The organism is Ramlibacter sp. (assembly GCA_019635435.1).
Taxonomy (GTDB): domain Bacteria; phylum Pseudomonadota; class Gammaproteobacteria; order Burkholderiales; family Burkholderiaceae_C; genus JAHBZM01.
On record JAHBZM010000001.1, the window covers coordinates 4,375,096 to 4,395,951 of the forward strand.

20 protein-coding genes are annotated in these 20,856 nt (G+C 67.4%); 16 read left to right on the forward strand and 4 right to left on the reverse strand.

The features are described 5' to 3' along the window. Positions 1–22 precede the first annotated feature (22 nt). From KF796_21485 to KF796_21515, 7 genes are all read left to right on the forward strand, one after another. Positions 23–1,990: an AMP-binding protein gene (locus KF796_21485; protein MBX3589213.1), complete on the forward strand. Its 1,968-nt coding sequence runs from the start codon at positions 23–25 to the stop codon at positions 1,988–1,990. Then, positions 1,987–2,769 carry an ABC transporter ATP-binding protein gene (locus KF796_21490; GenBank protein MBX3589214.1) on the forward strand — a complete coding sequence of 261 codons (783 nt, stop codon included), beginning with the start codon at positions 1,987–1,989 and terminating at the stop codon, positions 2,767–2,769. Before KF796_21485 ends, KF796_21490 begins: the two co-directional genes overlap by 4 nt. 20 nt (positions 2,770–2,789) lie before the next feature. Further along, complete coding sequence (locus KF796_21495; protein ID MBX3589215.1) at positions 2,790–3,719, forward strand: branched-chain amino acid ABC transporter permease; 930 nt, start codon at positions 2,790–2,792, stop codon at positions 3,717–3,719. Positions 3,720–3,739: 20 nt separating this feature from the next. Beyond that, a complete protein-coding gene (locus KF796_21500) occupies positions 3,740–4,816 on the forward strand; it encodes a branched-chain amino acid ABC transporter permease (protein MBX3589216.1) in 1,077 nt (358 codons plus the stop codon). A gap of 90 nt (positions 4,817–4,906) precedes the next feature. Next, complete coding sequence (locus KF796_21505) at positions 4,907–6,238, forward strand: ABC transporter substrate-binding protein (GenBank protein MBX3589217.1); 1,332 nt, start codon at positions 4,907–4,909, stop codon at positions 6,236–6,238. Between the two features lie 110 nt (positions 6,239–6,348). Next, complete coding sequence (locus KF796_21510) at positions 6,349–7,158, forward strand: ABC transporter ATP-binding protein (GenBank protein ID MBX3589218.1); 810 nt, start codon at positions 6,349–6,351, stop codon at positions 7,156–7,158. A gap of 19 nt (positions 7,159–7,177) precedes the next feature. Further along, complete coding sequence (locus KF796_21515; protein ID MBX3589219.1) at positions 7,178–8,425, forward strand: AMP-binding protein; 1,248 nt, start codon at positions 7,178–7,180, stop codon at positions 8,423–8,425. 30 nt (positions 8,426–8,455) lie between these two features. On the opposite strand, the gene KF796_21520 is transcribed toward KF796_21515, so the two are convergent. After that, complete coding sequence (locus KF796_21520; protein ID MBX3589220.1) at positions 8,456–8,995, reverse strand: rhodanese-like domain-containing protein; 540 nt, start codon at positions 8,993–8,995, stop codon at positions 8,456–8,458. A 247-nt stretch (positions 8,996–9,242) separates the two neighbouring features. Between KF796_21520 and KF796_21525 the strand changes: the two genes are divergently transcribed. The 3 genes from KF796_21525 to KF796_21535 are packed head-to-tail and all read left to right on the forward strand — an operon-like array spanning position 9,243 to position 11,367. Continuing rightward, positions 9,243–9,974, forward strand: a complete 732-nt coding sequence (locus KF796_21525; protein MBX3589221.1) for an SDR family oxidoreductase — start codon at positions 9,243–9,245, stop codon at positions 9,972–9,974. Continuing rightward, positions 9,971–10,360: a hypothetical protein gene (locus tag KF796_21530; GenBank protein MBX3589222.1), complete on the forward strand. Its 390-nt coding sequence runs from the start codon at positions 9,971–9,973 to the stop codon at positions 10,358–10,360. Before KF796_21525 ends, KF796_21530 begins: the two co-directional genes overlap by 4 nt. After that, on the forward strand, positions 10,357–11,367 hold the full coding sequence (locus KF796_21535; GenBank protein ID MBX3589223.1) for a tripartite tricarboxylate transporter substrate binding protein: 1,011 nt from the start codon (positions 10,357–10,359) through the stop codon (positions 11,365–11,367). The genes KF796_21530 and KF796_21535 overlap by 4 nt, the downstream gene beginning before the upstream one ends. Positions 11,368–11,388: 21 nt before the next feature. Here the strand turns inward: KF796_21535 and KF796_21540 are convergent, their stop codons facing one another. Together KF796_21540 and KF796_21545 are read right to left on the reverse strand one after the other, a co-directional pair. Next, positions 11,389–11,712 carry a DUF1840 domain-containing protein gene (locus tag KF796_21540; protein ID MBX3589224.1) on the reverse strand — a complete coding sequence of 108 codons (324 nt, stop codon included), beginning with the start codon at positions 11,710–11,712 and terminating at the stop codon, positions 11,389–11,391. After that, positions 11,709–12,986, reverse strand: a complete 1,278-nt coding sequence (locus KF796_21545) for a class I SAM-dependent methyltransferase (protein MBX3589225.1) — start codon at positions 12,984–12,986, stop codon at positions 11,709–11,711. Before KF796_21545 ends, KF796_21540 begins: the two co-directional genes overlap by 4 nt. 117 nt (positions 12,987–13,103) lie before the next feature. On the opposite strand from KF796_21545, the gene KF796_21550 reads away from it, so the two are divergent. The 6 genes from KF796_21550 to KF796_21575 are packed head-to-tail and all read left to right on the forward strand — an operon-like array spanning position 13,104 to position 19,999. Then, entirely contained in the window at positions 13,104–15,476 is a 2,373-nt protein-coding gene (locus KF796_21550; protein MBX3589226.1) for a bifunctional salicylyl-CoA 5-hydroxylase/oxidoreductase, read from the forward strand. A gap of 2 nt (positions 15,477–15,478) precedes the next feature. Beyond that, a complete protein-coding gene (locus KF796_21555) occupies positions 15,479–15,952 on the forward strand; it encodes a MarR family transcriptional regulator (GenBank protein ID MBX3589227.1) in 474 nt (157 codons plus the stop codon). Next, a complete protein-coding gene (locus tag KF796_21560) occupies positions 15,949–16,803 on the forward strand; it encodes an enoyl-CoA hydratase family protein (GenBank protein MBX3589228.1) in 855 nt (284 codons plus the stop codon). The genes KF796_21555 and KF796_21560 overlap by 4 nt, the downstream gene beginning before the upstream one ends. A 3-nt stretch (positions 16,804–16,806) precedes the next feature. Further along, positions 16,807–17,997 (forward strand): acyl-CoA dehydrogenase family protein, encoded by a 1,191-nt coding sequence (locus KF796_21565; protein ID MBX3589229.1) that lies wholly within the window; start codon positions 16,807–16,809, stop codon positions 17,995–17,997. 2 nt (positions 17,998–17,999) lie between these two features. Then, on the forward strand, positions 18,000–19,610 hold the full coding sequence (locus KF796_21570) for an AMP-binding protein (protein ID MBX3589230.1): 1,611 nt from the start codon (positions 18,000–18,002) through the stop codon (positions 19,608–19,610). Continuing rightward, complete coding sequence (locus tag KF796_21575) at positions 19,607–19,999, forward strand: RidA family protein (GenBank protein ID MBX3589231.1); 393 nt, start codon at positions 19,607–19,609, stop codon at positions 19,997–19,999. The genes KF796_21570 and KF796_21575 overlap by 4 nt, the downstream gene beginning before the upstream one ends. Before the next feature lie 65 nt (positions 20,000–20,064). Here KF796_21575 and KF796_21580 read toward each other — a convergent pair whose 3' ends face one another. Further along, on the reverse strand, positions 20,065–20,664 hold the full coding sequence (locus tag KF796_21580; protein ID MBX3589232.1) for a hypothetical protein: 600 nt from the start codon (positions 20,662–20,664) through the stop codon (positions 20,065–20,067). Between the last annotated feature and the right edge of the window lie 192 nt (positions 20,665–20,856).

The window sequence follows — 20,856 nt, forward strand, 5'->3', positions numbered from 1 at the left end:
TAACAAAAGAATGGCGTCAAGCATGGAGACAACCTTTTCAAAATTGCTGTTGCAGCACGCAGCGCAGCGCCCCGGCGCGCCCGCCATGCGTGAGAAGGAATACGGCATCTGGCAGACCCTGACCTGGGCCGACCTGGCCCGGCTGGTGGAGCATCTGGCCTGCGGCCTGCACCAGGCGGGCCTGCGGCGCGGCGAGCACATGGTGGTGATTGGCGCCAACCGGCCGCGGCTGTACGCGACCATGCTGGCCATCCAGTCGCTGGGGGCGATCCCGGTGCCGCTGTACCAGGACGCCGTGGCCTCGGAATGCGTTTTCCCGATCAACAACGCCGAGGTGCGTTTTGCCTTTGCCGAGGACCAGGAGCAGGTGGACAAGCTGCTCGAGATCCGCGAGCAGTGCCCGCAGCTGGGAACGCTGTACTTTGACGACCCGCGCGGCCTGCGCAACTACAGCGAGCCCGGCCTGTCGTCGCTGGAGTCGCTGATCGAGGCCGGCAAGGCCTTTGCGGCGCAGCAGCCCGGGTTCTTCACCGCCCAGGTCGAGCAGGCCCGCCCCGGCGACGTGGCCGCGATGTTCTTCACCTCGGGCACCACGGGCAACCCCAAGGGCGTGGTGCACACCCACAACACCCTGATCAACCGCGCGCAGGCCGGCGCCAGTTTCGACCGGCTCACCAGCGCCGAGGAAGTGCTGGCCTACCTGCCGCCCGCCTGGATCGGCCAGAACATCTTCAGCTACGCGCAGTGGCTGGCCTGCGGCTATGTGGTGAACTGCCCCGAGTCAGCCGCCACCGTGATGATCGACCTGAAAGAAGTGGGCCCCACCTATTACTTCGCGCCACCGCGCGTGTTTGAAGGCCTGCTGACCAGCGTGATGATCCGCATGGAAGATGCGAGCGCGCTCAAGCGCCGGATGTTCCATGCCTGCATGAACGTGGCGCGCCGCATCGGCCCCGCGCTGATGGATGGCCGGACCACCGGCACCGACGGCGCGCCCATCACGGCGCTGGACCGCGCCAAATACGCGCTGGGCAACCTGCTGGTCTATGGCCCGCTGCGCAACAACCTGGGCATGAGCCGGGTGCGCGTGGCCTACACCGCGGGCGAGGCCATCGGGCCCGACCTGTTCACGTTCTACCGCTCCATCGGCATCAACCTCAAGCAGCTCTACGGCTCGACCGAAACCGCCGTGTTCGTCTGCCTGCAGCCCGACAACCAGGCCAGGGCCGACACGGTGGGCATCCCGATCGAGGGCGTGGAAATCCGCGTGGCCGACAACGGCGAGATCCTCGTCAAGTCGCCCGGCCTGCTCAAGGAGTACTACAAGAACCCCGCAGCCACGGCCGAGGTGCTGACCGCCGACGGCTGGTACCACACCAGCGACGCGGGTTTTCTTGACGCGCAGGGCCACCTCAAGATCATCGACCGCGTCAAGGATGTGGGCCGCCTGATGGGCGGCGCCAACGATGGCGCCATGTTCGCGCCCAAGTACGTGGAGAACAAGCTCAAGTTCTTCCCGCACATCAAGGAAGTGGTGGCGCTGGGCGACAAGCGCGAGAAGGTCTGCGTGATGATCAACATCGACTTCGACGCCGTGGGCAACTGGGCCGAGCGCCGCAACCTGCCCTACGCGGGCTACACCGACCTGGCGCAAAAACCCGAGGTCTACCAGCTGATCAAGGAGTGCGTCGAAAAGGTCAACGCCGACCTGGCCGCCGACACGCTGCTGGCCGGTTCGCAGGTCAGCCGCTTCCTGGTGCTGCACAAGGAGCTGGACGCCGACGACGGCGAGCTCACGCGCACCAACAAGGTCCGCCGCGGGTACATCGGCGAGAAATACCAGGTGCTGGTCGATGCGCTGTATGGCGGCAAGACCGAGCAGTACATCGAGACCCAGGTCAAGTTCGAGGACGGTCGCACCGGCAGCGTCAGCGCGACATTGAGGATCGACGATGCGAAGACATTCGCGGCGGTGAAGGCGGCAGCATGAGCAAGGACATCGGCGACGTCATCCTGGACGTCAACAACATCTCGCTGCGTTTTGGCGGCGTGAACGCGCTGACCGACATCTCGTTCAATGTGCGCGAGCACGAGATCCGCGCCATCATCGGCCCCAACGGCGCGGGCAAGAGCTCGATGCTCAACTGCATCAACGGCGTGTACACGCCGCAGCAGGGCACCATCACCTTCCGGGGCAAGACCTTCGACCACATGAACTCGCGCGCCGTGGCCGAGATGGGCGTGGCCCGCACCTTCCAGAACCTGGCGCTGTTCAAGGGCATGAGCGTGATCGACAACATCATGACCGGCCGCAACCTGCGCATCAGGAGCAACATGTTCATGCAGGCGCTGCGCATCGGGCCGGCCGCGCGCGAGGAGGAAGAGCACCGCGCCTATGTGGAAACCCTGATCGACTTCCTGGAGATCCAGGCCTACCGCAAGACCCCCGTGGGGCAACTGCCCTATGGCCTGCAAAAGCGCGTGGACCTGGGCCGCGCCCTGGCCATGGAGCCGCAGGTGCTGCTGCTGGACGAGCCCATGGCCGGCATGAACGTCGAGGAAAAGCAGGACATGAGCCGCTTCGTGCTGGACGTGAACGACGAGTTTGGCACCACGGTGGTCCTGATCGAGCACGACATGAGCGTGGTGATGGACATTTCCGACCGCGTGGTGGTGCTGGACTACGGCAAGAAGATCGGTGACGGCACGCCCGACGAAGTGCGCAACAACGAAGAAGTGATCAACGCCTACCTGGGCACCTCCCACTAGGGCACCAAGGACAACACACCATGGGATTTTTTCTTGAAACCCTGCTGGGCGGCCTGATGGCCGGCATGCTGTATTCGCTGGTGGCGCTCGGCTTCGTGCTGATCTTCAAGGCGTCGGGCGTCTTCAACTTCGCGCAGGGCGCGATGGTGCTGTTCGCCGCGCTGGCCATGGCCCGCTTCGCCGAATGGATTCCGGGCTGGACCGGCATCGCCAACCCGGTGGCCGCCACGGTGCTGGCCTTTGTGCTGGCCGGCGCGGTGATGTTCGTGCTGGCCTGGCTGGTCGAGTTCCTGGTGCTGCGCCACCTGGTCAACCAGGAAGGCGCCACCTTGCTGATGGCCACGCTGGGCATTGCCTATTTCCTCGAAGGCCTGGGCCAGACGCTGTTCGGCAGCGACATCTACTCCATCGACATCGGCATGCCCAAGGACCCGATCTTCGTGTTGGACTCGGTGTTCCAGGGCGGCATCCTGGTCAACAAGGAAGACCTGATCGCCGCGGCCATCGCCGCGGGCCTGGTGGCCCTGCTGACGCTGTTCTTCCAGAAGACCGCCACCGGCCGCGCGCTGCGCGCCGTGGCCGACGACCACCAGGCCGCGCAGTCGGTGGGCATTCCGCTGGCGCGCATCTGGGTCATCGTCTGGTGCGTGGCGGGCGTGGTGGCGCTGGTGGCCGGGATGATCTGGGGCTCCAAGCTGGGCGTGCAGTTCTCGCTGGCCACGGTGGCGCTGCGGGCGCTGCCCGTGATCATCCTGGGCGGCCTCACCTCGGTGCCCGGCGCCATCATCGGCGGGCTGATCATCGGCGTGGGCGAGAAGCTCTCCGAGGTCTACATCGGGCCGCTGGTGGGCGGCGGCATCGAGATCTGGTTCGCCTACATGCTGGCGCTGGTGTTCCTGCTGTTCCGCCCGCAAGGCCTGTTCGGCGAAAAGATCATTGACAGGGTCTGACCCCCAACTGACTGGCATATATGTTCTACAGAGAAAACGGTCAATTCAAAACCACTTACGCGGCGGATCAGCAGATCTTCCCGATCACCCAGGACCGCTGGGCGGTGCTGGCCATCGTGGCCTTCGCCTTCATCGGCGTGCCGCTGCTGGTGGACGAGTACATGTTCCGCGCCATCCTGATCCCGTTCGTGATCCTCGCGCTCGCGGCGCTGGGCGTGAACATCCTGGTGGGCTACTGCGGCCAGATCTCGCTGGGCTCGGGCGCCTTCATGGCGGTGGGCGCCTATGCGGCCTACAACACCTTCATCCGCATCGAGGGCATGCCGCTGATCCTGGCGCTGCTGTCGGGCGGGCTGTTCGCCACCCTGGTGGGCATGCTGTTCGGCATCCCGAGCCTGCGCGTGAAGGGGCTGTACCTCGCGGTGGCCACGCTGGCGGCGCAGTTCTTCTGCGACTGGGCCTTCCTGCGCATCAGCTGGTTCACCAACAACACCTCGTCGGGCTCGGTCTCGGTGTCCAACCTGCAGGTGTTTGGCTGGAACATCGAGACGCCGCTGCACAAGTACCTGTTCTGCCTGGCGATCCTGGTGCTGTTCGGGCTGCTGGCCAAGAACCTGGTGCGCGGCGCGATCGGCCGCGAGTGGATGGCGATCCGCGACATGGACGTGGCCGCCGCAGTGATCGGCATCCGCCCCATGTACGCCAAGCTCAGCGCATTTGCCGTGAGCTCGTTCATCGTGGGCGTGGCCGGCGCGCTCTGGGCCTTCGTGCACCTGGGCTCGTGGGAGCCGGCGGCCTTTTCGGTGGACCGCTCGTTCCAGCTGCTGTTCATGGTGATCATTGGCGGCATGGGCTCGATCATGGGCAGCTTCTTTGGCGCGGCCTTCATCGTGGTGCTGCCGATTTTCCTCAACCAGTTCCTGCCCCTGCTGGGCGACATGGTGGGCGTGGAGATTTCCACGGCCGCCATCTCCCATGCCGAGCTCATGGTTTTCGGCGCGCTGATCGTGTGGTTCCTGATCGTGGAACCGCATGGACTGGCCCGCCTGTGGAGCGTGGGCAAGCAAAAGCTGCGGCTGTGGCCGTTCCCTCACTGAAAGTTGCGGGTCATCCCTCTACAGCCCGTGCATGAATCCGCTCCATCATTCCGTTCCCCTGTGCTTCACCTTTTACTTAGGAGACAAACCATGAAGCTTCGTCATCTCGTACTCGCAGCCTCGGTGCTGGCGGCCGGCGTGTCCGGCGCCCTGACCTCCACGGCAGCCTTCGCGCAAGCCAAGGAACAGTTCTTCCCGGTACTGGTCTACCGCACGGGCGCCTACGCCCCCAACGGCGTGCCGTTTGCCAATGGCTATGTGGACTACCTCAAGCTGGTCAACGCGCGCGGCGGCATCAACGGCGTCAAGGTGAGCTGGGAAGAATGCGAAACCGGCTACGCGACCGACCGCGGCGTGGAGTGCTATGAGCGCCTGAAGGGCAAGGGCGCCACGGTGTTCCAGCCACTGTCCACCGGCATCACCTTCGCGCTGACCGAAAAGGCCCCCGGCGACAAGATCCCGCTGATCACCTCGGGCTATGGCCGCAGTGAATCGGCCGACGGCGGCGTGTTCAAGTGGAACTTCCCGCTGGTGGGCACCTACTGGGGCGCGGCCGACGTGCTGGTCCAGTACATCGGCAAGAAGGAAGGCGGCCTGGACAAGCTCAAGGGCAAGAAGATCGCGCTGGTCTACCACGACAGCCCCTACGGCAAGGAACCGATCCCGCTGCTGCAGGAACGCGCCGCGGCGCACGGCTTCAACCTTCAGCTGCTGCCCGTGACCCACCCCGGCGTGGAGCAGAAGGCGACCTGGCTGCAGATCCGCCAGAGCCGCCCCGACTACGTGCTGCTGTGGGGCTGGGGCGTGATGAACTCCACCGCACTCAAGGAGGCCCAGGCCACCGGCTACCCGCGCGAGAAGATGTACGGCGTGTGGTGGTCGGGCGCCGAGCCCGATGTGAAGGACGTGGGCATGGGCGCCAAGGGCTACAACGCGCTGGCGCTGCAGCACGGCGCCGAGCCGAACGCGGCCGTGACCAAGGAAATCCTGTCCAAGGTCCACGCCAAGGGCGACGGCACGGGCCCCAAGGACGAAGTGGGCCAGGTGCTCTACATGCGTGGCGTGTCCGCCGCCATGTTCGCCGTGGAAGGCGTGCGCGCCGCCCAGGAGCGTTTCGGCAAGGGCAAGGTCATGACGGGCGAACAGGCTCGCTGGGGCTATGAGAACCTGAACCTGACCCAGGCCAAGCTCGATGCGCTGGGCTTCAAGGGCGTGATGCGCCCGGTGTCCACCTCGTGCAAGGACCACATGGGCGCTTCCTGGGCCCGCATCCACACCTGGGACGGCAAGGAGTGGAAGTTCACCTCGGACTGGATGCAGGCTGACGAGCAGATCATCAACCCGATGGTCAAGGCCGCCGCCGACAAATATGCCGCCGAGAAGAAGCTCACGCGCCGCACCCCGGCGGACTGCCAATCCTGACGGCACCCTCCCCCAACCCCTCCCGCCCCGCGGGAGGGGCAGCGGCTCCCGCGAGCCGCCAGCTGGCAGCCCTGCGCGCAGTGCTGCCAACTGGTCAACGAGAAGGCAACATGGAACAACCCAACATCGTTCTCAACGTCAACGGCATCGAGGTCATCTACAACCACGTGATCCTGGTGCTCAAGGGCGTTTCGCTCAAGGTGCCCGAGGGACGCATCGTCGCCATCCTGGGCGGCAACGGCGCGGGCAAGACCACCACGCTGCGCGCCATCTCCAACCTGCTGCGCGGCGAGCGCGGCGAGGTCACCAAGGGCAGCATCGAGCTGCGCGGCGAGCGCATTGAAAGCCTCTCGCCGGCCGACCTGGTCAAGCGCGGCGTGGTCCAGGTCATGGAGGGCCGCCACTGCTTTGCCCACCTGACCATCGAGGAAAACCTGCTCACCGGCACCTACACCCGCACCGACAAGGCCGAGATCGCGCGCAACCTGGACAAGGTCTACACCTACTTCCCGCGGCTGAAGACGCGCCGCACCTCGCAGGCCGCCTACACCTCGGGCGGCGAGCAGCAGATGTGCGCGATTGGCCGCGCGCTGATGGCCAACCCCAGCATGGTGCTGCTGGACGAGCCCTCGATGGGCCTGGCGCCGCAGATCGTGGAGGAGGTCTTCAACATCGTGAAGGACCTCAACACCCGGGAGAACGTGACCTTCCTGCTGGCCGAGCAGAACACCAACATGGCGCTGCGCTATGCCGACTACGGCTACATCATGGAGAGTGGCCGCATCGTCATGGACGGCGCCGCCGCCGAGCTGCGCGACAACGAGGACGTCAAGGAGTTCTACCTGGGCATGGGCGGTGGCGAACGCAAGAGTTTCAAGGACGTGAAGAGCTACAAGCGCCGCAAGCGCTGGCTCGCGTGAGGGAGAGAGGGAACAACCCATGAGCAAGCTTTACGACGCGCTGGAAGCGCGGTCGCCCGCCGTGCGCGAGGCCCAACTGATGGCGGCGCTGCCCGCTCAGGTGGCCCATGCGCAGTCCCGCAGCCCGGCCTTTGCCGACTTGCTGCGGGGCGTGGATGCCGCCGCCGTGACCACCCGCGAGGCGCTCGCGCGGCTGCCGGTGATCCGCAAGCACGAACTGCTGGAGCGCCAGATGGCCGGGCGCCCGCAAGACCCGTTTGGCGGCTTCTCGGCCGTGGCGCGCGGCGCCCGCATGCGCCGGGTCTATGCCTCGCCCGGCCCGATCTATGAGCCCGAGGGCGCCGCCGCCGACTACTGGCGCGCCGCGCGCGCGCTGTATGCGGCGGGCTTTCGCGAAGGCGATCTGGCCCACAACGCCTTCAGCTACCACATGACGCCGGGCGCCTTCATCATGGAGTCGGGCGCGCACGCCCTGGGCTGTACGGTGTTTCCGGCCGGCACCGGCCAGACCGAGCAGCAGCTGCAGGCCATTGCCGAGCTGCGGCCCGAGGGCTACCTGGGCACGCCAAGCTTCCTGCGCATCCTCGTGGACAAGGCCACCGAGGCCGGCAGCGACATCTCCAGCCTGCGCAAGGGCCTGGTCGGCGGCGAGGCCTTTCCGCCCAGCCTGCGCGACTGGTTCAGCGAACGCGGCATGGCGATCTACCAGAGCTACGCCACGGCCGACCTGGGCCTGATCGCCTACGAAACCGAATCGCGCGAAGGCCTGGTGCTGGACGAGGGCGTGATCGTCGAGATCGTGCGCCCCGGCACGGGCGATCCGGTGGCCGAGGGCGAGGTCGGCGAAATGGTGGTGACCACGCTGAACCCCGACTACCCGCTGGTGCGCTTTGGCACGGGCGACCTCTCGGCCGTGTTGCCGGGCACCTGCCCGACCGGGCGCACCAACACCCGCATCAAGGGCTGGATGGGCCGGGCCGACCAGACCACCAAGATCCGCGGCATGTTCGTGCACCCATCGCAGGTGGCCGACATTGCGCGGCGCTTTCCCGAGGTGCTCAAGGCGCGCCTGGTGGTGACCGGCGAGATGGCCAATGACGCGATGACGCTGCAGGTCGAGACCGCCTCGGCGCCACAGGGGCTGGACGCCCGCATTGGCGAAGCCATCCGCGACGTGACCAAGCTGCGCGGCGAGGTGCAGCTGCTCAGCCCCGGCAGCCTGCCCAATGACGGCAAGGTGATCGAGGACGCCCGCAGCTACAAGTGATTTGCTACCAAATAGGTAGCAGAAAGTGCCCTAGCCGCGTGGACCCTGAGCCACTTTGACCACGAGGTCGCGGCCTGGCGCGTCGCGCAGGCTGGCGCCGGCCATGCGCGGCGAAACGCCTTGCGCACGCAACGACACGAGGTACTGCGGAACGGCCGGCAACGTGACCTGGCCACTTTCCAGCGGGCGCCCGCTCAGCGCCCATTCGTGCGTGCCACCCACCAGCCAGTGAACGCGGCCGGTGGCGTACTCGGTGAGCCGGGCCTGCAGTTGCTGCGCCCGCGGATCACCCGGCAGGCCAACCAGCACCACTTCGCGCGACAGGTCGATGCCATGGTGCGACACGGCAGCCTGCAGGCTTTGCAGGTCGGCGCCCAGATCCAGCGGGTTCCATGCCACGGCGCCGGGAAGGTGCCCGGCCAGGTAGTCGGCATGGGGCCGCAGGTCAACCACCGTGGCGCCCCGGGCCACGGCCTGCGCCGCGGCGTTGGCGGACACCGCCGGCGCGCTCTGGGCCGAGGCGGCGGTGGCAAAGGCAAGGGTCAGCAGGGCGGCGAGCAGGCGGTTCATGGCAGGAATCCGTTTGGGGAGCCTGCACTTTAGGGAGCCCCGGCATCGGCGTCCAATACCGATTCGCCATGTGCAAATAGCCACCCTGAATAAGGCCGCAAGCCCTTGAATGCAAAGGCTTTTCCTGCGCATGTCCGGGTAGTTCCCGGGGCGGCTGGCGCCGGGCCCGGGCTACCATCCGGCCCTTGCCTTCCCCTCGGAGCCCGCCCTGACGATCCCCGCCGCCCCTTCCAGCCGCCGGACCTGCGTGGTCACCGGCTCGGCCAGTGGCATCGGCGCCGCGACCGTGGCGGCGCTGGCACGGGCGGGCTATGACACCTTCGGGCTGGACCTGCAGGCCGATCGCGCCGAACAGGTGGCCCTGCAGGCCGAGCTGGACGCGCCGGGCACCCGCCACGGCAGCGTGGCATGCGACGTGGCCGATGAATCGCAGGTGCTGGCCGCGTTCGCCGGGGCGCGCGCCTTCCTCGGCCCGATCGACGCGCTGGTCACCAGCGCGGGCGTGGTGGACACCACCGCGTTCATGGACATCACGGTCGAACAGTTCCGGCGCATCCACGACGTGAATGTGATCGGCACCTGGCTGTGCATGCGCGAAGCCGCGCGCCACATGCGACCGGGCGGCGCGATCTGCGCCATTGCCAGCATCGCGGGCCTGCGCGGCGGCGGCCTGTCGGGCACGGCGGCCTACGCCGCGAGCAAGGGCGGCGTGATCGCGCTGGCCAAGAACGCCGCGCGCGTGCTGGCCGCGCAGGGCCTGCGCGTGAACACCCTGTCGCCAGGCGCGACCGACACACCGATGATCGAGCAGCCGCTGAGCGACCCGGCCCACCGCGCGCGCATCGAAGGGCTGGCCGCCCAGCGGCGCATCGGCCAGGCAGCGGAAATCGCATCCGGCGTGGTCTACCTGCTGTCGCCACAGGCCAGCTTCACGCACGGCGCCAATCTGGTGGTCGACGGCGGGATCGTGATCGCGTGACGGCGCTGCGCATCGTGGACTCCATCACCGAGCTGGGCCCGCAGGACGCCGGCTGCGTGGCCGTGAGCGGCTCGCACGGCGGCATCAGTTCGGCGCGCTACGCGCTGGCGGCGCGGCCGCTGCTCAGCGTCTTCAACGACGCTGGCGGGGGCAAGGACGGCGCAGGCCTGGCGGCGCTGGCACTGCTGCAGGCCCAGGGGCTGGCCGCCTGCACCGTGGAACACAGCAGCGCGCGCATAGGCGACGCGCAAAGCTCGCTGGACGATGGCATCATCAACCACGCCAATGCAGCCGCCACGGCACTGGGCGTGAAGACCGGCCAGCCCTGCCGGTTTGCGCTGACCCTGCTGATACCGGACCGAACCACAACGAAGGAGACTCCATGAACCCCCACTTCCGTCAAAAACGCCGCCTGATTCTCACGGCCATGGCCGCCGCCACGGTGCTGTCAGCCGCGCTGCCCGCGGCAGCGCAAAACGCCTGGCCCGCCAAGCCGGTGCGCATCGTGGTGCCGTTCGCGCCCGGTGGCACCACCGACATCCTGGCCCGCGCCATCGCCCCCGAACTGTCAAAGGCCTTCGGCCAGAGCTTCATCGTGGACAACCGCGCGGGCGCCGGCGGCAACGTGGGCGCCGACATCGTGGCCAAGTCGGCCAACGACGGCTACACGCTGCTGATGGGCACCGTGGGCACGCACGGCATCAACAAGTCGCTGTACCGCAAGCTGCCCTACGACCCGCAAAAGGACTTCGCGCCCATCACCCTGGTGGCCGGCGTGCCCAACGTGATGGTGATGAACACCGAGAAGGCCCAGGCGCTGCACATCAACACGGTGCCTGACTTCATCAAGTACGCCAAGGCGCACCCGGGTGAGTTCAACATGGCGTCCAGCGGCAACGGCACCTCGATCCACCTTGCGGGCGAGCTGTTCAAGGCCCGCACCGGGATCTTCATGACGCACATTCCCTACACCGGCTCGGGCCCGGCCATGCTGGGCATGGTCAGCGGCCAGGTCGACGTGATGTTCGACAACCTGCCCTCGGCCATGCCGCAGATCCGCGGCGGCAAGCTCAAGGCCTTTGCCGTGACCAGCGCCCAGCGCTCGGGCGCCATGCCCGAGTTGCCCACCATCGAGGAGGCCGCCGGCCTCAAGGGCTTTGACGCCAGCTCCTGGTTCGGCCTGCTGGCACCGGCCGGCACGCCGCCCGACATCGTGAGCCGCATCCAGCAGGAAACCGCCAAGGCCCTGGCCTCGCCCGCGATCAAGGAAAAGCTGCTGGCCCAGGGGGCGATTCCCGGCGGCAACACGCCGGCCGAGTTTGCGCGCTTCATCGACAGCGAAATCAGCAAGTGGGCCCCCGTGGTCAAGGCCTCGGGCGCGAAGATCGACTGAAGACGCCTGCCGGTGCGAGGGCTAGACGCCCCAGACCACGTCGGCCTGGGCGGCCTCGCAGCGCCGCAGCATGTCCAGGAACGGTTTGGCGCGCTGGCGCAGCGTGATGCTGACCGTGGGTTCATGGCCCTCGGGCATCTCGGCGCCCTCGCTGCCCGCCGGCTTGTGGATCGCCTCCTCATGGGCAATCGCCCGGTCAAGCGCCTGGATGGCGCCAGGGATCTGCTGCGCCGTGATGATGCCCTTGGGGCCTGCGTCCTTGCCAATGATTTCAAGCACGCGCCGCCCGCTGGGCTCCAGCATGATGAGGTCGCCGTCCGCCTTGGATTTGAATTTGTAGATCATGGTCGAGTCCCGTAGATGTAGCCGCGATTGAAGGGGTAGTCCGATTGTGCGCCCCGCAACGCGCCCCCACTCGCGTTGGCGTCGCCTGAGGGCCGGCTGGCCAGCAACTGGTGCAACGCAATCCAGCCCTGTTCAAAGCACATGGCGCTGCCCGCGAGGTACAGCCGGTAGGCCCGCAGCACCTTGCCCGCGCCCGCGGCGTCGCCGGAGGCGGCCAGCACCTGGTGCGCCTCGCCCAGGCGCGCCTCCAGCGCATCGGACCAGGCCCACAGCGTGCGCGCGTAGTGCGGCCGCAGGTTCTCGGCATCGACCATCTCCAGCCCGGCATGCGCCATGTGGCGCAGCACCTGGCTGACGTGCAGCAACTCGCCACCGGGAAAGATGTATTTCTCGATGAAGTCCCCCATGCCCGCGCCGAGCTGGCCATTGGCCGTGCCACCGGCCGTGATGCCATGGTTCAGCACCAGCCCGCCGGGGCGCAGCAGGCGGCGGATCTTGCTGAAGTAGTGCCCCATCTGCGCCTCGCCCACATGCTCGAACATGCCGACCGAGGCGATCTTGTCAAAGGTCTGCGCCTCGTCCAGGTCGCGGTAGTCCATCAAGGCCATGCGCACGCGCCCCTGCAGGCCACGGGCCTCAATGAGTTTCTGAACATGCGCGTGCTGGTTGTGCGACAGCGTGATGCCCGTGGCATCCACGCCATAGTGCTCGGCCGCCCAGAGCAGCAGGCCGCCCCAGCCCGCGCCAATGTCCAGGAAGCGCTCGCCCGGTTGCAGCATCAGCTTGCGGCAGATGTGGTCGAGCTTGGCCTCCTGCGCCTGCGCCAGGTTCATGCCGGCGTCGCGGTAGTAGGCACAGGAATAGACCCGGCGCGGATCGAGCCAGAGCGCGTAAAAGTCGTCCGACACGTCGTAGTGAAAGCGGATCTGTTCTTCGTCGCGCTGGGGCGTGTGCACGGCCAGTGAACGGGCGCGGCGCAGCATCTGCCGCCACCAGCCACTGCCACCTTGCACCGGATTGCCAGGCAACAGGCGCGAAGCCACCTCCATCAGGTCGCGCATGCGGCCTTCGAGCTGGACGCGGCTTTCGACAAAGTCCTCGGCCAGCCGGCCGATCTGGCCCGCCGCCATGGTGGCCAGGCTGGACCAGTCGCTGAAGGACAGGGTGACCGCCGCGCCCGACGGGCCCACGCGCTGGCCTGCGGGGAGCTCGAGCGCCACTGGCACGGGCAGGCCCGCAAGCTGGGTCTCGACCTTGCGGATCAGGGCTTGCATGGCCGGATTTTTTTCCTCGGGCCGCCAGCCGTCAAGTCTGGTGCTGTAGGACGAATTCGCTTTGCATGGGGCGCCGACGGATTGACATTGTTTTGTTTAGGCTTAAACTATTTCTTCATGAATATCCTGTGTGTTGGCGGCGGCCCCGCCGGCCTGTATTTCGCGCTGCTGATGAAGCAGCGGCATCCGGCCTACCGCGTGGTGGTGGTGGAGCGCAACCGCCCTTTTGACACCTTTGGCTGGGGCGTGGTGCTGTCGGACCAGACGCTGGACAACCTGCGCCAGGCCGACGAGCCCAGCGCGCGGCTGATCGGCGACGCCTTCAACCACTGGGACGACATTGAGGTGTTCTTCAAGGGGCGCTCGGTGCGCTCCACGGGCCATGGTTTTTGCGGCATCGGGCGCAAGCACCTGCTCAACATCCTGCAGGACCGCTGCCTGGCGCTGGGCGTGGAGCTGGTGTTCGAGACCGACGTGACCGACGACCAGGCCCTGGCCGCCCAGTACCAGGCCGACCTGGTGATCGCCAGCGACGGGCTGAACAGCCGCATCCGCAACCGCTACGCCAGCGTCTACCAGCCCGATGTGGACCTGCGCCAGTGCCGCTTTGTCTGGCTGGGCACGCACAAGACCTTTGACGCCTTCACCTTCGCCTTCGAGCAGACCGAGCACGGCTGGTTCCAGGCGCATGCCTACAAGTTCAACGAGGACACCTCGACCTTCATCGTGGAGGCGCCCGAATCCGTCTGGAAGGCCCAGGGCCTGGACACCATGAGCCAGGAGGAGGCCATTGCGTTCTGCGAGCGCCTGTTTGCCCGCTACCTGGACGGCCACAAGCTGATCAGCAATGCCTCGCACCTGCGCGGCGCGGCCATCTGGATCCGCTTCCCGCGCGTGGTCTGCAAGACCTGGGTGCACCGGGAAACCATCAACGGCAAGAGCGTGCCCATCGTGCTGATGGGCGATGCGGCCCACACCGCGCACTTCTCGATCGGCAGCGGCACCAAGCTGGCGCTGGAAGACGCGATCGACCTGGCCGACGAGTTCAGCTCCGGCCACGACATCGACACCGTGCTGCAGGGCTACGAGGCCCGCCGCAGCGTGGAGGTGCTCAAGATCCAGAACGCGGCCCGCAACTCGACCGAGTGGTTCGAGAACGTGGAACGCTACAGCGGCATGCAGGTGGAGCAGTTCGCCTATTCGCTGCTCACGCGCTCGCAGCGCATCAGCCACGAGAACCTGCGCCTGCGCGACGCGCGCTGGCTCGAGGGCTACGAGGGCTGGCTGGCGGGCGGCAAGCCGGTGCTGCCCATGCTCACCCCGCTCAAGGTGCGCGGCATCGAGCTCAAGAACCGCATCGTGGTCTCGCCCATGGCCACCTACAGCGCCGTGGACGGCGTGCCCCAGGACTTCCACCTGGTGCACCTGGGTGCGCGCGCCCTCGGCGGCGCGGCGCTGGTGATGGTGGAAATGACCAGCCCCGACGCCGATGGCCGCATCACGCCGGGCTGCCCCGGCCTGTGGAACGACACCCAGCAGGCGGCCTTCACGCGCATCGTCGATTTCGTGCACGGCCAGAGCAGCGCGAAGATCGGCCTGCAGCTGGGCCACAGCGGCCCCAAGGGCTCCACCCAGCTGGGCTGGGAAACCACCGACGAACCGCTCGTGGCCCCGGGCGGCCGCGCCGACGCCGCGCCCAACTGGCCGCTGCTGGCCGCCAGTGCCGTGGCCTACGGCGAGCAGAACCAGGTGCCGCGGGCCATGACGCGTGACGACATGCTGCGGCTCAAGCAGGCCTTTGTGGACGCCACCCGGCGGGCCGCGGCCGCGGGCTTCGACTGGCTTGAGCTGCACTGCGCCCACGGCTACCTGCTGTCCAGCTTCATCACCCCGCTGACCAACCAGCGCACCGACGAGTTTGGCGGTTCCCTCGAGAACCGCTGCCGCTACCCGCTCGAGGTGTTCAGCGCCATGCGCGAGGCCTGGCCCGCGCACCTGCCCCTGAGCGTTCGCATCTCGGCCCACGACTGGGCCCCCGGCGGCCACACGGCCGACGACGCGGTGGCCGTGGCGCGCCTGTTCAAGGCCGCGGGCTGCGACATGATCGATGTGTCCTCGGGCCAGACCACGCGCGCCGCCCGGCCGGTTTATGGCCGCATGTACCAGACCCCGTTTGCCGACCGCATCCGCAACGAGGCCGGCATCCAGACCATTGCCGTGGGCGCCATCAGCGAGGCCGACCATGCCAACAGCATCATCGCCGCGGGCCGGGCCGACCTGTGCGCGATTGCCCGCCCGCACCTGGCCGACCCGGCGTGGACCCTGCACGAGGCCGCGCGTCTCGAAAGCCAGGCCGTGCAGTGGCCGCGCCAGTACCTGAGCGGCCGCGACCAGCTCTACCGCGAGATTTCAAGGCAAAAACAGCTTGGAGTCCAGGCGGGGCGGCCACCATCAGCTATTAAAAACATAGCAACCTCCGAGGAGAGCTGACCATGGATCTGGAAGCCCGCGCCCACAGCGAACACCCCGAAGCCCTGCGCCTGTGGCTGCGCCTGCTGACCTGCACCCAGCTGGTGGAAAAGCAGGTGCGCAGCCGGCTGCGCGAGCAGTTTGACACCACGCTGCCGCGCTTTGATCTGATGTCGCAGCTGGAGCGCGCGCCCGACGGCCTGAAGATGAACGAGCTGTCGCGCCGCATGATGGTGACCGGCGGCAACGTCACCGGCATCACCGACCAGCTGGTGGCCGAGGGCCTGGTCGAGCGCGTGGACGTGGCCGGCGACCGGCGCGCCTACCGCGTGCGCCTGACGGCCAAGGGCCGCAAGCTGTTCCACGACATGGCGCGCGAGCATGAGCAATGGATCGTCTCGGCGCTGGAAGCGCTGAGTGAACGCGAAGTGGCCACCCTGTACAAGCTGCTGGGCAAGGTCAAGGAACATACCCAAGCCCCCACGGAGCCCGCATGAAACACTACATTGGCGCCAGCAACCCCATGCGCGCGCAGTTCGACGCCCGGGCCGGCTACCAGGCCCGGCATTTCAGCTGGGCGTTTGACGCCGGCGTGGGCACCATCACGCTGAACCGGCCCGAGCGCAAGAACCCCCTGACCTTTGACTCCTACGCGGAGCTGCGCGACCTGTTCCACGCGCTGCGCTTTTCCACCGACGTGAAGGTAATCGTGGTCACCGGCGCTGGCGGCAACTTCTGCTCGGGCGGCGATGTGCACGAGATCATCGGCCCGCTCACCAAAATGAGCATGCCCGAGCTGCTCGAGTTCACGCGCATGACGGGCGACCTGGTCAAGACCATGCGCAACTGCCCGCAGCCGGTGATTGGCGCCATTGACGGCATCTGCGCGGGCGCGGGCGCGATGATGGCGCTGGCTTGCGACCTGCGCTACGGCACGCCGGCCACCAAGACCGCCTTCCTGTTCACCCGCGTCGGGCTGGCGGGCGCCGACATGGGCGCCTGTGCGCTGCTGCCCCGTGTGATTGGCCAGGGGCGGGCCTCGGAGCTGCTGTTCACCGGCCGCGCCATGACCGCGGCCGAGGGCCTGGCCTGGGGCTTCTTCAATGCCCTGCACGACGCCGCCGACCTGCTGCCCAAGGCCCAGGCCATGGCCCTGGAGCTGGCCCAGGGACCGACCTTTGCCCACGGCATGACCAAGACCATGCTGCAGCAGGAATGGGCCATGACCATCGAGCAGGCCATTGAAGCCGAGGCCCAGGCCCAGGCCATCTGCATGCAGACCCAGGACTTCACGCGGGCCTACGAGGCGTTTGCGGCCAAACAGAAGCCGGTCTTCGGAGGGGATTGAGCCATGCGCCCTTCCATCGCCCACCTGGGCCTGCCTTTTTTCGATGACGCCCACCGCGCCATGGCCCCGCAGCTGGTGGACTGGGCCCAGGCCCAGCAGGTGGACGAGCGCGATGACCGCGCGGCCTGCCGCGAATGGGTGCGCAAGCTGGGCGACGCCGGCTGGCTGCGCTACTGTGTGCCGGCGGCCTTTGGCGGCGCGCTGCAGCGGCTGGACTCGCGCGCGCTGGTGATCCTGCGCGAGACGCTGGCCTTCCATTCGCCGCTGGCGGACTTCGCATTGGCCATGCAGGGGCTGGGCAGCGGCGCCATCACGCTGGCGGGCAGCCCGGCGCAGCAGGCCCACTACCTGGGCGGCGTGGCCCGGGGCGAGCTGATCGCGGCCTTCGCGCTCAGCGAGCCCGATGCGGGCTCCGATGCGGGCGCTATGAAAATGGTAGCTGCCGGTGCCCAGCCAGCAAGGACTGGCGGCACATTTGACTCGTACCGGCTGGATGGCACCAAGACCTGGATCAGCAACGGCGGCATCGCCGACTTTTACTGCGTGTTTGCCAAGACCGATGTGCAGGCCGGCACCCGCGGCATCACGGCCTTTGTCGTTGACGCCGACACTCCCGGGCTGGACAGCAGCGAGCACATCGCGGTGATGGCCCCGCACCCGCTGGCCACGCTCCGGTTCACGGGTTGCGAAGTGCCGGGCAGCGCCCAGCTGGGCGCGCTGCATGGCGGCTTCAAGCTGGCCATGCAGACGCTGGACATCTTCCGCGCCTCGGTCGCGGGCGCGGCCCTGGGCTTTGCCCGGCGTGCGCTGGCCGAGGCCGTGGCCCACGCCAGGCAGCGCAAGATGTTTGGCCAGACGCTGGCCGACTTCCAGCTCACCCAGGCCAGGCTGGGCGAGATGGCGGCGCTGATCGACGCGGCCGCGCTGCTGACCTACCGCGCGGCCTGGCTGCGCGACGAGGGCGAAAAGCGCGGCGGCGTGCGCGTGACCGCCGAAGCCGCCATGGCCAAGATGACCGCGACCGAGAACGCCCAGCGCGTGATCGACATGGCGCTGCAGATGCACGGAGGCCTGGGCGTCAAGGTCGGCACCCGGGTCGAGAGCCTGTACCGCGACATCCGTTCGCTGCGCATCTATGAAGGTGCGACCGAGGTCCAGCAATTGATCATTGGCAAATCCGTCTTGCAGGAGTAAGCATGTCGGCCCACACAGACCCATTCGTCCACGATCGCCTGCCGCCGCGCGCGCAATGGCCCGAGCTGCGCTACGACCTGCCCGAACTGCAGTTGCCGGACCAGATCAACCTCGTGCAGGCGCTGCTTGACGATGCGCCGGCCAAGGGCTTTGCCGACCGGCCGATGCTGCGCTCGGCCCAGGTGGTCTTCACCTACGCCCAGGCACAGGAGCGGGTCAACCGCATCGCGCGGCTGCTGACCGAGGACTACGGACTCCAGCCGGGCAACCGCGTGCTGCTGCGTGGGGGCAACTCCGTGGGCCTGGCGCTGGCCTGGCTCGCGGTGGTCAAGGCCGGGCTGGTGGTGGTGGCGACCATGCCCCTGCTGCGCGCCCGCGAGCTGGGCGACATCATCGAGAAGGCGCAGCCCGTGCTGGCCATCTGCGATGCGCGGCTGCTGGACGAGCTGGAGCAGGCCCGCGCGGCCCACCCCTTGCTGAAGACGGTGCTTCACTACAACGCGCCGGACGATCCGCAGGATCTGGGCGCCTTGTGCGCGGGCAAAAGCGGCGAGTTCACGGCCTGCCCCACGTTGGCGGATGACATCGCGCTCATGGCCTTCACCTCGGGCACCACGGGCAAGCCCAAGGCCGCCCTGCATACCCACCGCGACGTCCTGGCCGCCTGCGAGGCCTGGCCCCGCCATGTGCTCAAGGCCACGCCGGACGACATCGTCATGGGTTCGCCTCCGCTGGCCTTCACGTTTGGCCTGGGCGGCCTGCTGGTGTTCCCGATGTGGGCGGGCGCCTCGGTGTATTTCCCCGACGTGCCCTACACGCCGGAGGCCATGGTGAAGCTGATCAACGAGACCGGCGCCACCATCTGCTACACCGCGCCCACTTTTTACCGGCAGATGGCGCCGTTCGCGCGCCAGCATGGCCTGCCCACGCTGCGCATCTGCGTGAGCGCGGGCGAGGGCCTGCCCGACGCCACACGCCAGCTCTGGAAGGAAGCCACCGGCATCGAGATGCTCGATGGCATTGGCGCCACCGAGATGTTCCACATCTTCATTTCATCGGCGGGCCAGGACGTGCGCCGTGGCGCCATCGGCAAGGTGGTGCCCGGCTACCAGGCCCGGGTGGTGGACGATGCCGGCCACGAGGTGCCGCGCGGCACCATCGGCAAGCTGGCCGTGATCGGCCCGACGGGCTGCAGGTACCTTGACGATGCGCGCCAGGCCAACTACGTGAGGGACGGCTGGAACTACCCCGGCGATGCCTTCCTTCAGGACGAGGACGGCTACTTCTTCTACCAGGCGCGGGCTGACGACATGATCATCACGGCCGGCTACAACGTGGGGGGGCCGGAAGTCGAGGACGCCTTGCTGCGCCACCCGGCCGTGGCCGAGTGCGGCGTGGTGGGTCTGCCCGACGAGGCCCGCGGCATGATCGTCAAGGCCTTCTGCGTGCTCAAGCCGGGGCATCTGGGCGACGCGGCCATGGTCAAGACGCTGCAGGACCATGTGAAGGCGACGATCGCGCCGTTCAAATACCCCCGGGAGATCGAGTTCGTCAACAGCCTGCCGCGCACCGAAACCGGCAAGCTCCAGAGATTCAGATTGAGGCAGGAATGAAATTATTGCAACCGCCCGGATGGGCAACACCCCGCGGCTACGCCAATGGCGTGGCCGCGCGCGGCACCCTGGTGTTCGTCGGCGGACAGATCGGCTGGAACGGCCAGCAGCAGTTCGAGTCGGACGACTTCATCGCCCAGACCGCCCAGGCCCTGGCCAACATTGCCGCGGTCCTCAAGGAGGCCGGCGCGGGGCCCGAGCACATGGTGCGCATGACCTGGTATGTGGTGGACCGCGTGGAGTACGTGCGGCGCCTCAAGGAACTGGGCGAAGCCTACCGCCAGGTCATGGGGCGCCATTTCCCCGCCATGACCTGCGTGGAGGTCAGCGGCCTGGTGGAAGACCGCGCGAAGGTGGAGATCGAGGTCACGGCCGTCGTCCCCGACTGAGACGGGGCAGGGGTGCCGCCCGCCAGGCCGTTGCCGTGCCCCCTGGGCGTCTGGCCCGGCGCTTCTTATTGCTTGCTGAGGTCCGCGCCGGTCCCGGAGGACGCGGTCGGGGTGTGGCAGTTGGCGGCCTCGATGGTGGCGCGGCGCAGGGCGTCTTCCGCCATCAGCACGTGGGTGGTGGCCTGGCGCCAGCCGGTTTGCTGCTCGGCATGCCCCGCCCGCACCAGGCGGACTTCACCGCAGGCGACGGAACGGGCATTGCAGACCAGTGTGGATTCACGCATCTTCAGTGCGTTCAATTGAGCCCAGAGGTCACCCCGAAGCTTGGTGCTGCGGGCCACCAGCGGCGTGTCGTAACCTGCCTTGACCGTTTTGTCGGCTTCCAGGGCCTGGACGATCTTCAGCGACTCTGCCAACGACTCCTCGATATATCCGGTGCGGTCATTCTCGTGGTACTGGGTCCACGCGGTGTCCAGCCAGCACTGGGCCTTGGCCAGCGGGTAATTGTTCTGCCCGACGCCCTGCTCGCTGAGACGGCGCAGGCGCAACTGGATCGCGTCCATGGTCTTGCGGTCAGCGGCGATGCGCAGGTCGGTCGTGCGCTGCGACTGCGGCAACAGCCCGGTTGACAGCGCGGCGGGGCCGGGCGCTTCGGACTGGACCATGGTTTGCGCACAACCCGTGAGGGCAAGCAGCACAGCGACAGTGATGAAACGGATGAACATTGCTCTGTAGGGGAATTTCTTAAGCCGATACAGAATATTACATAAGCTCCCGGTTTTGTAAAAAGATGTTACCTATTGGGGAGTAATTCGATCCGGTTTGTGTGGAGAAATACACAAACTCGGAGCTGGATC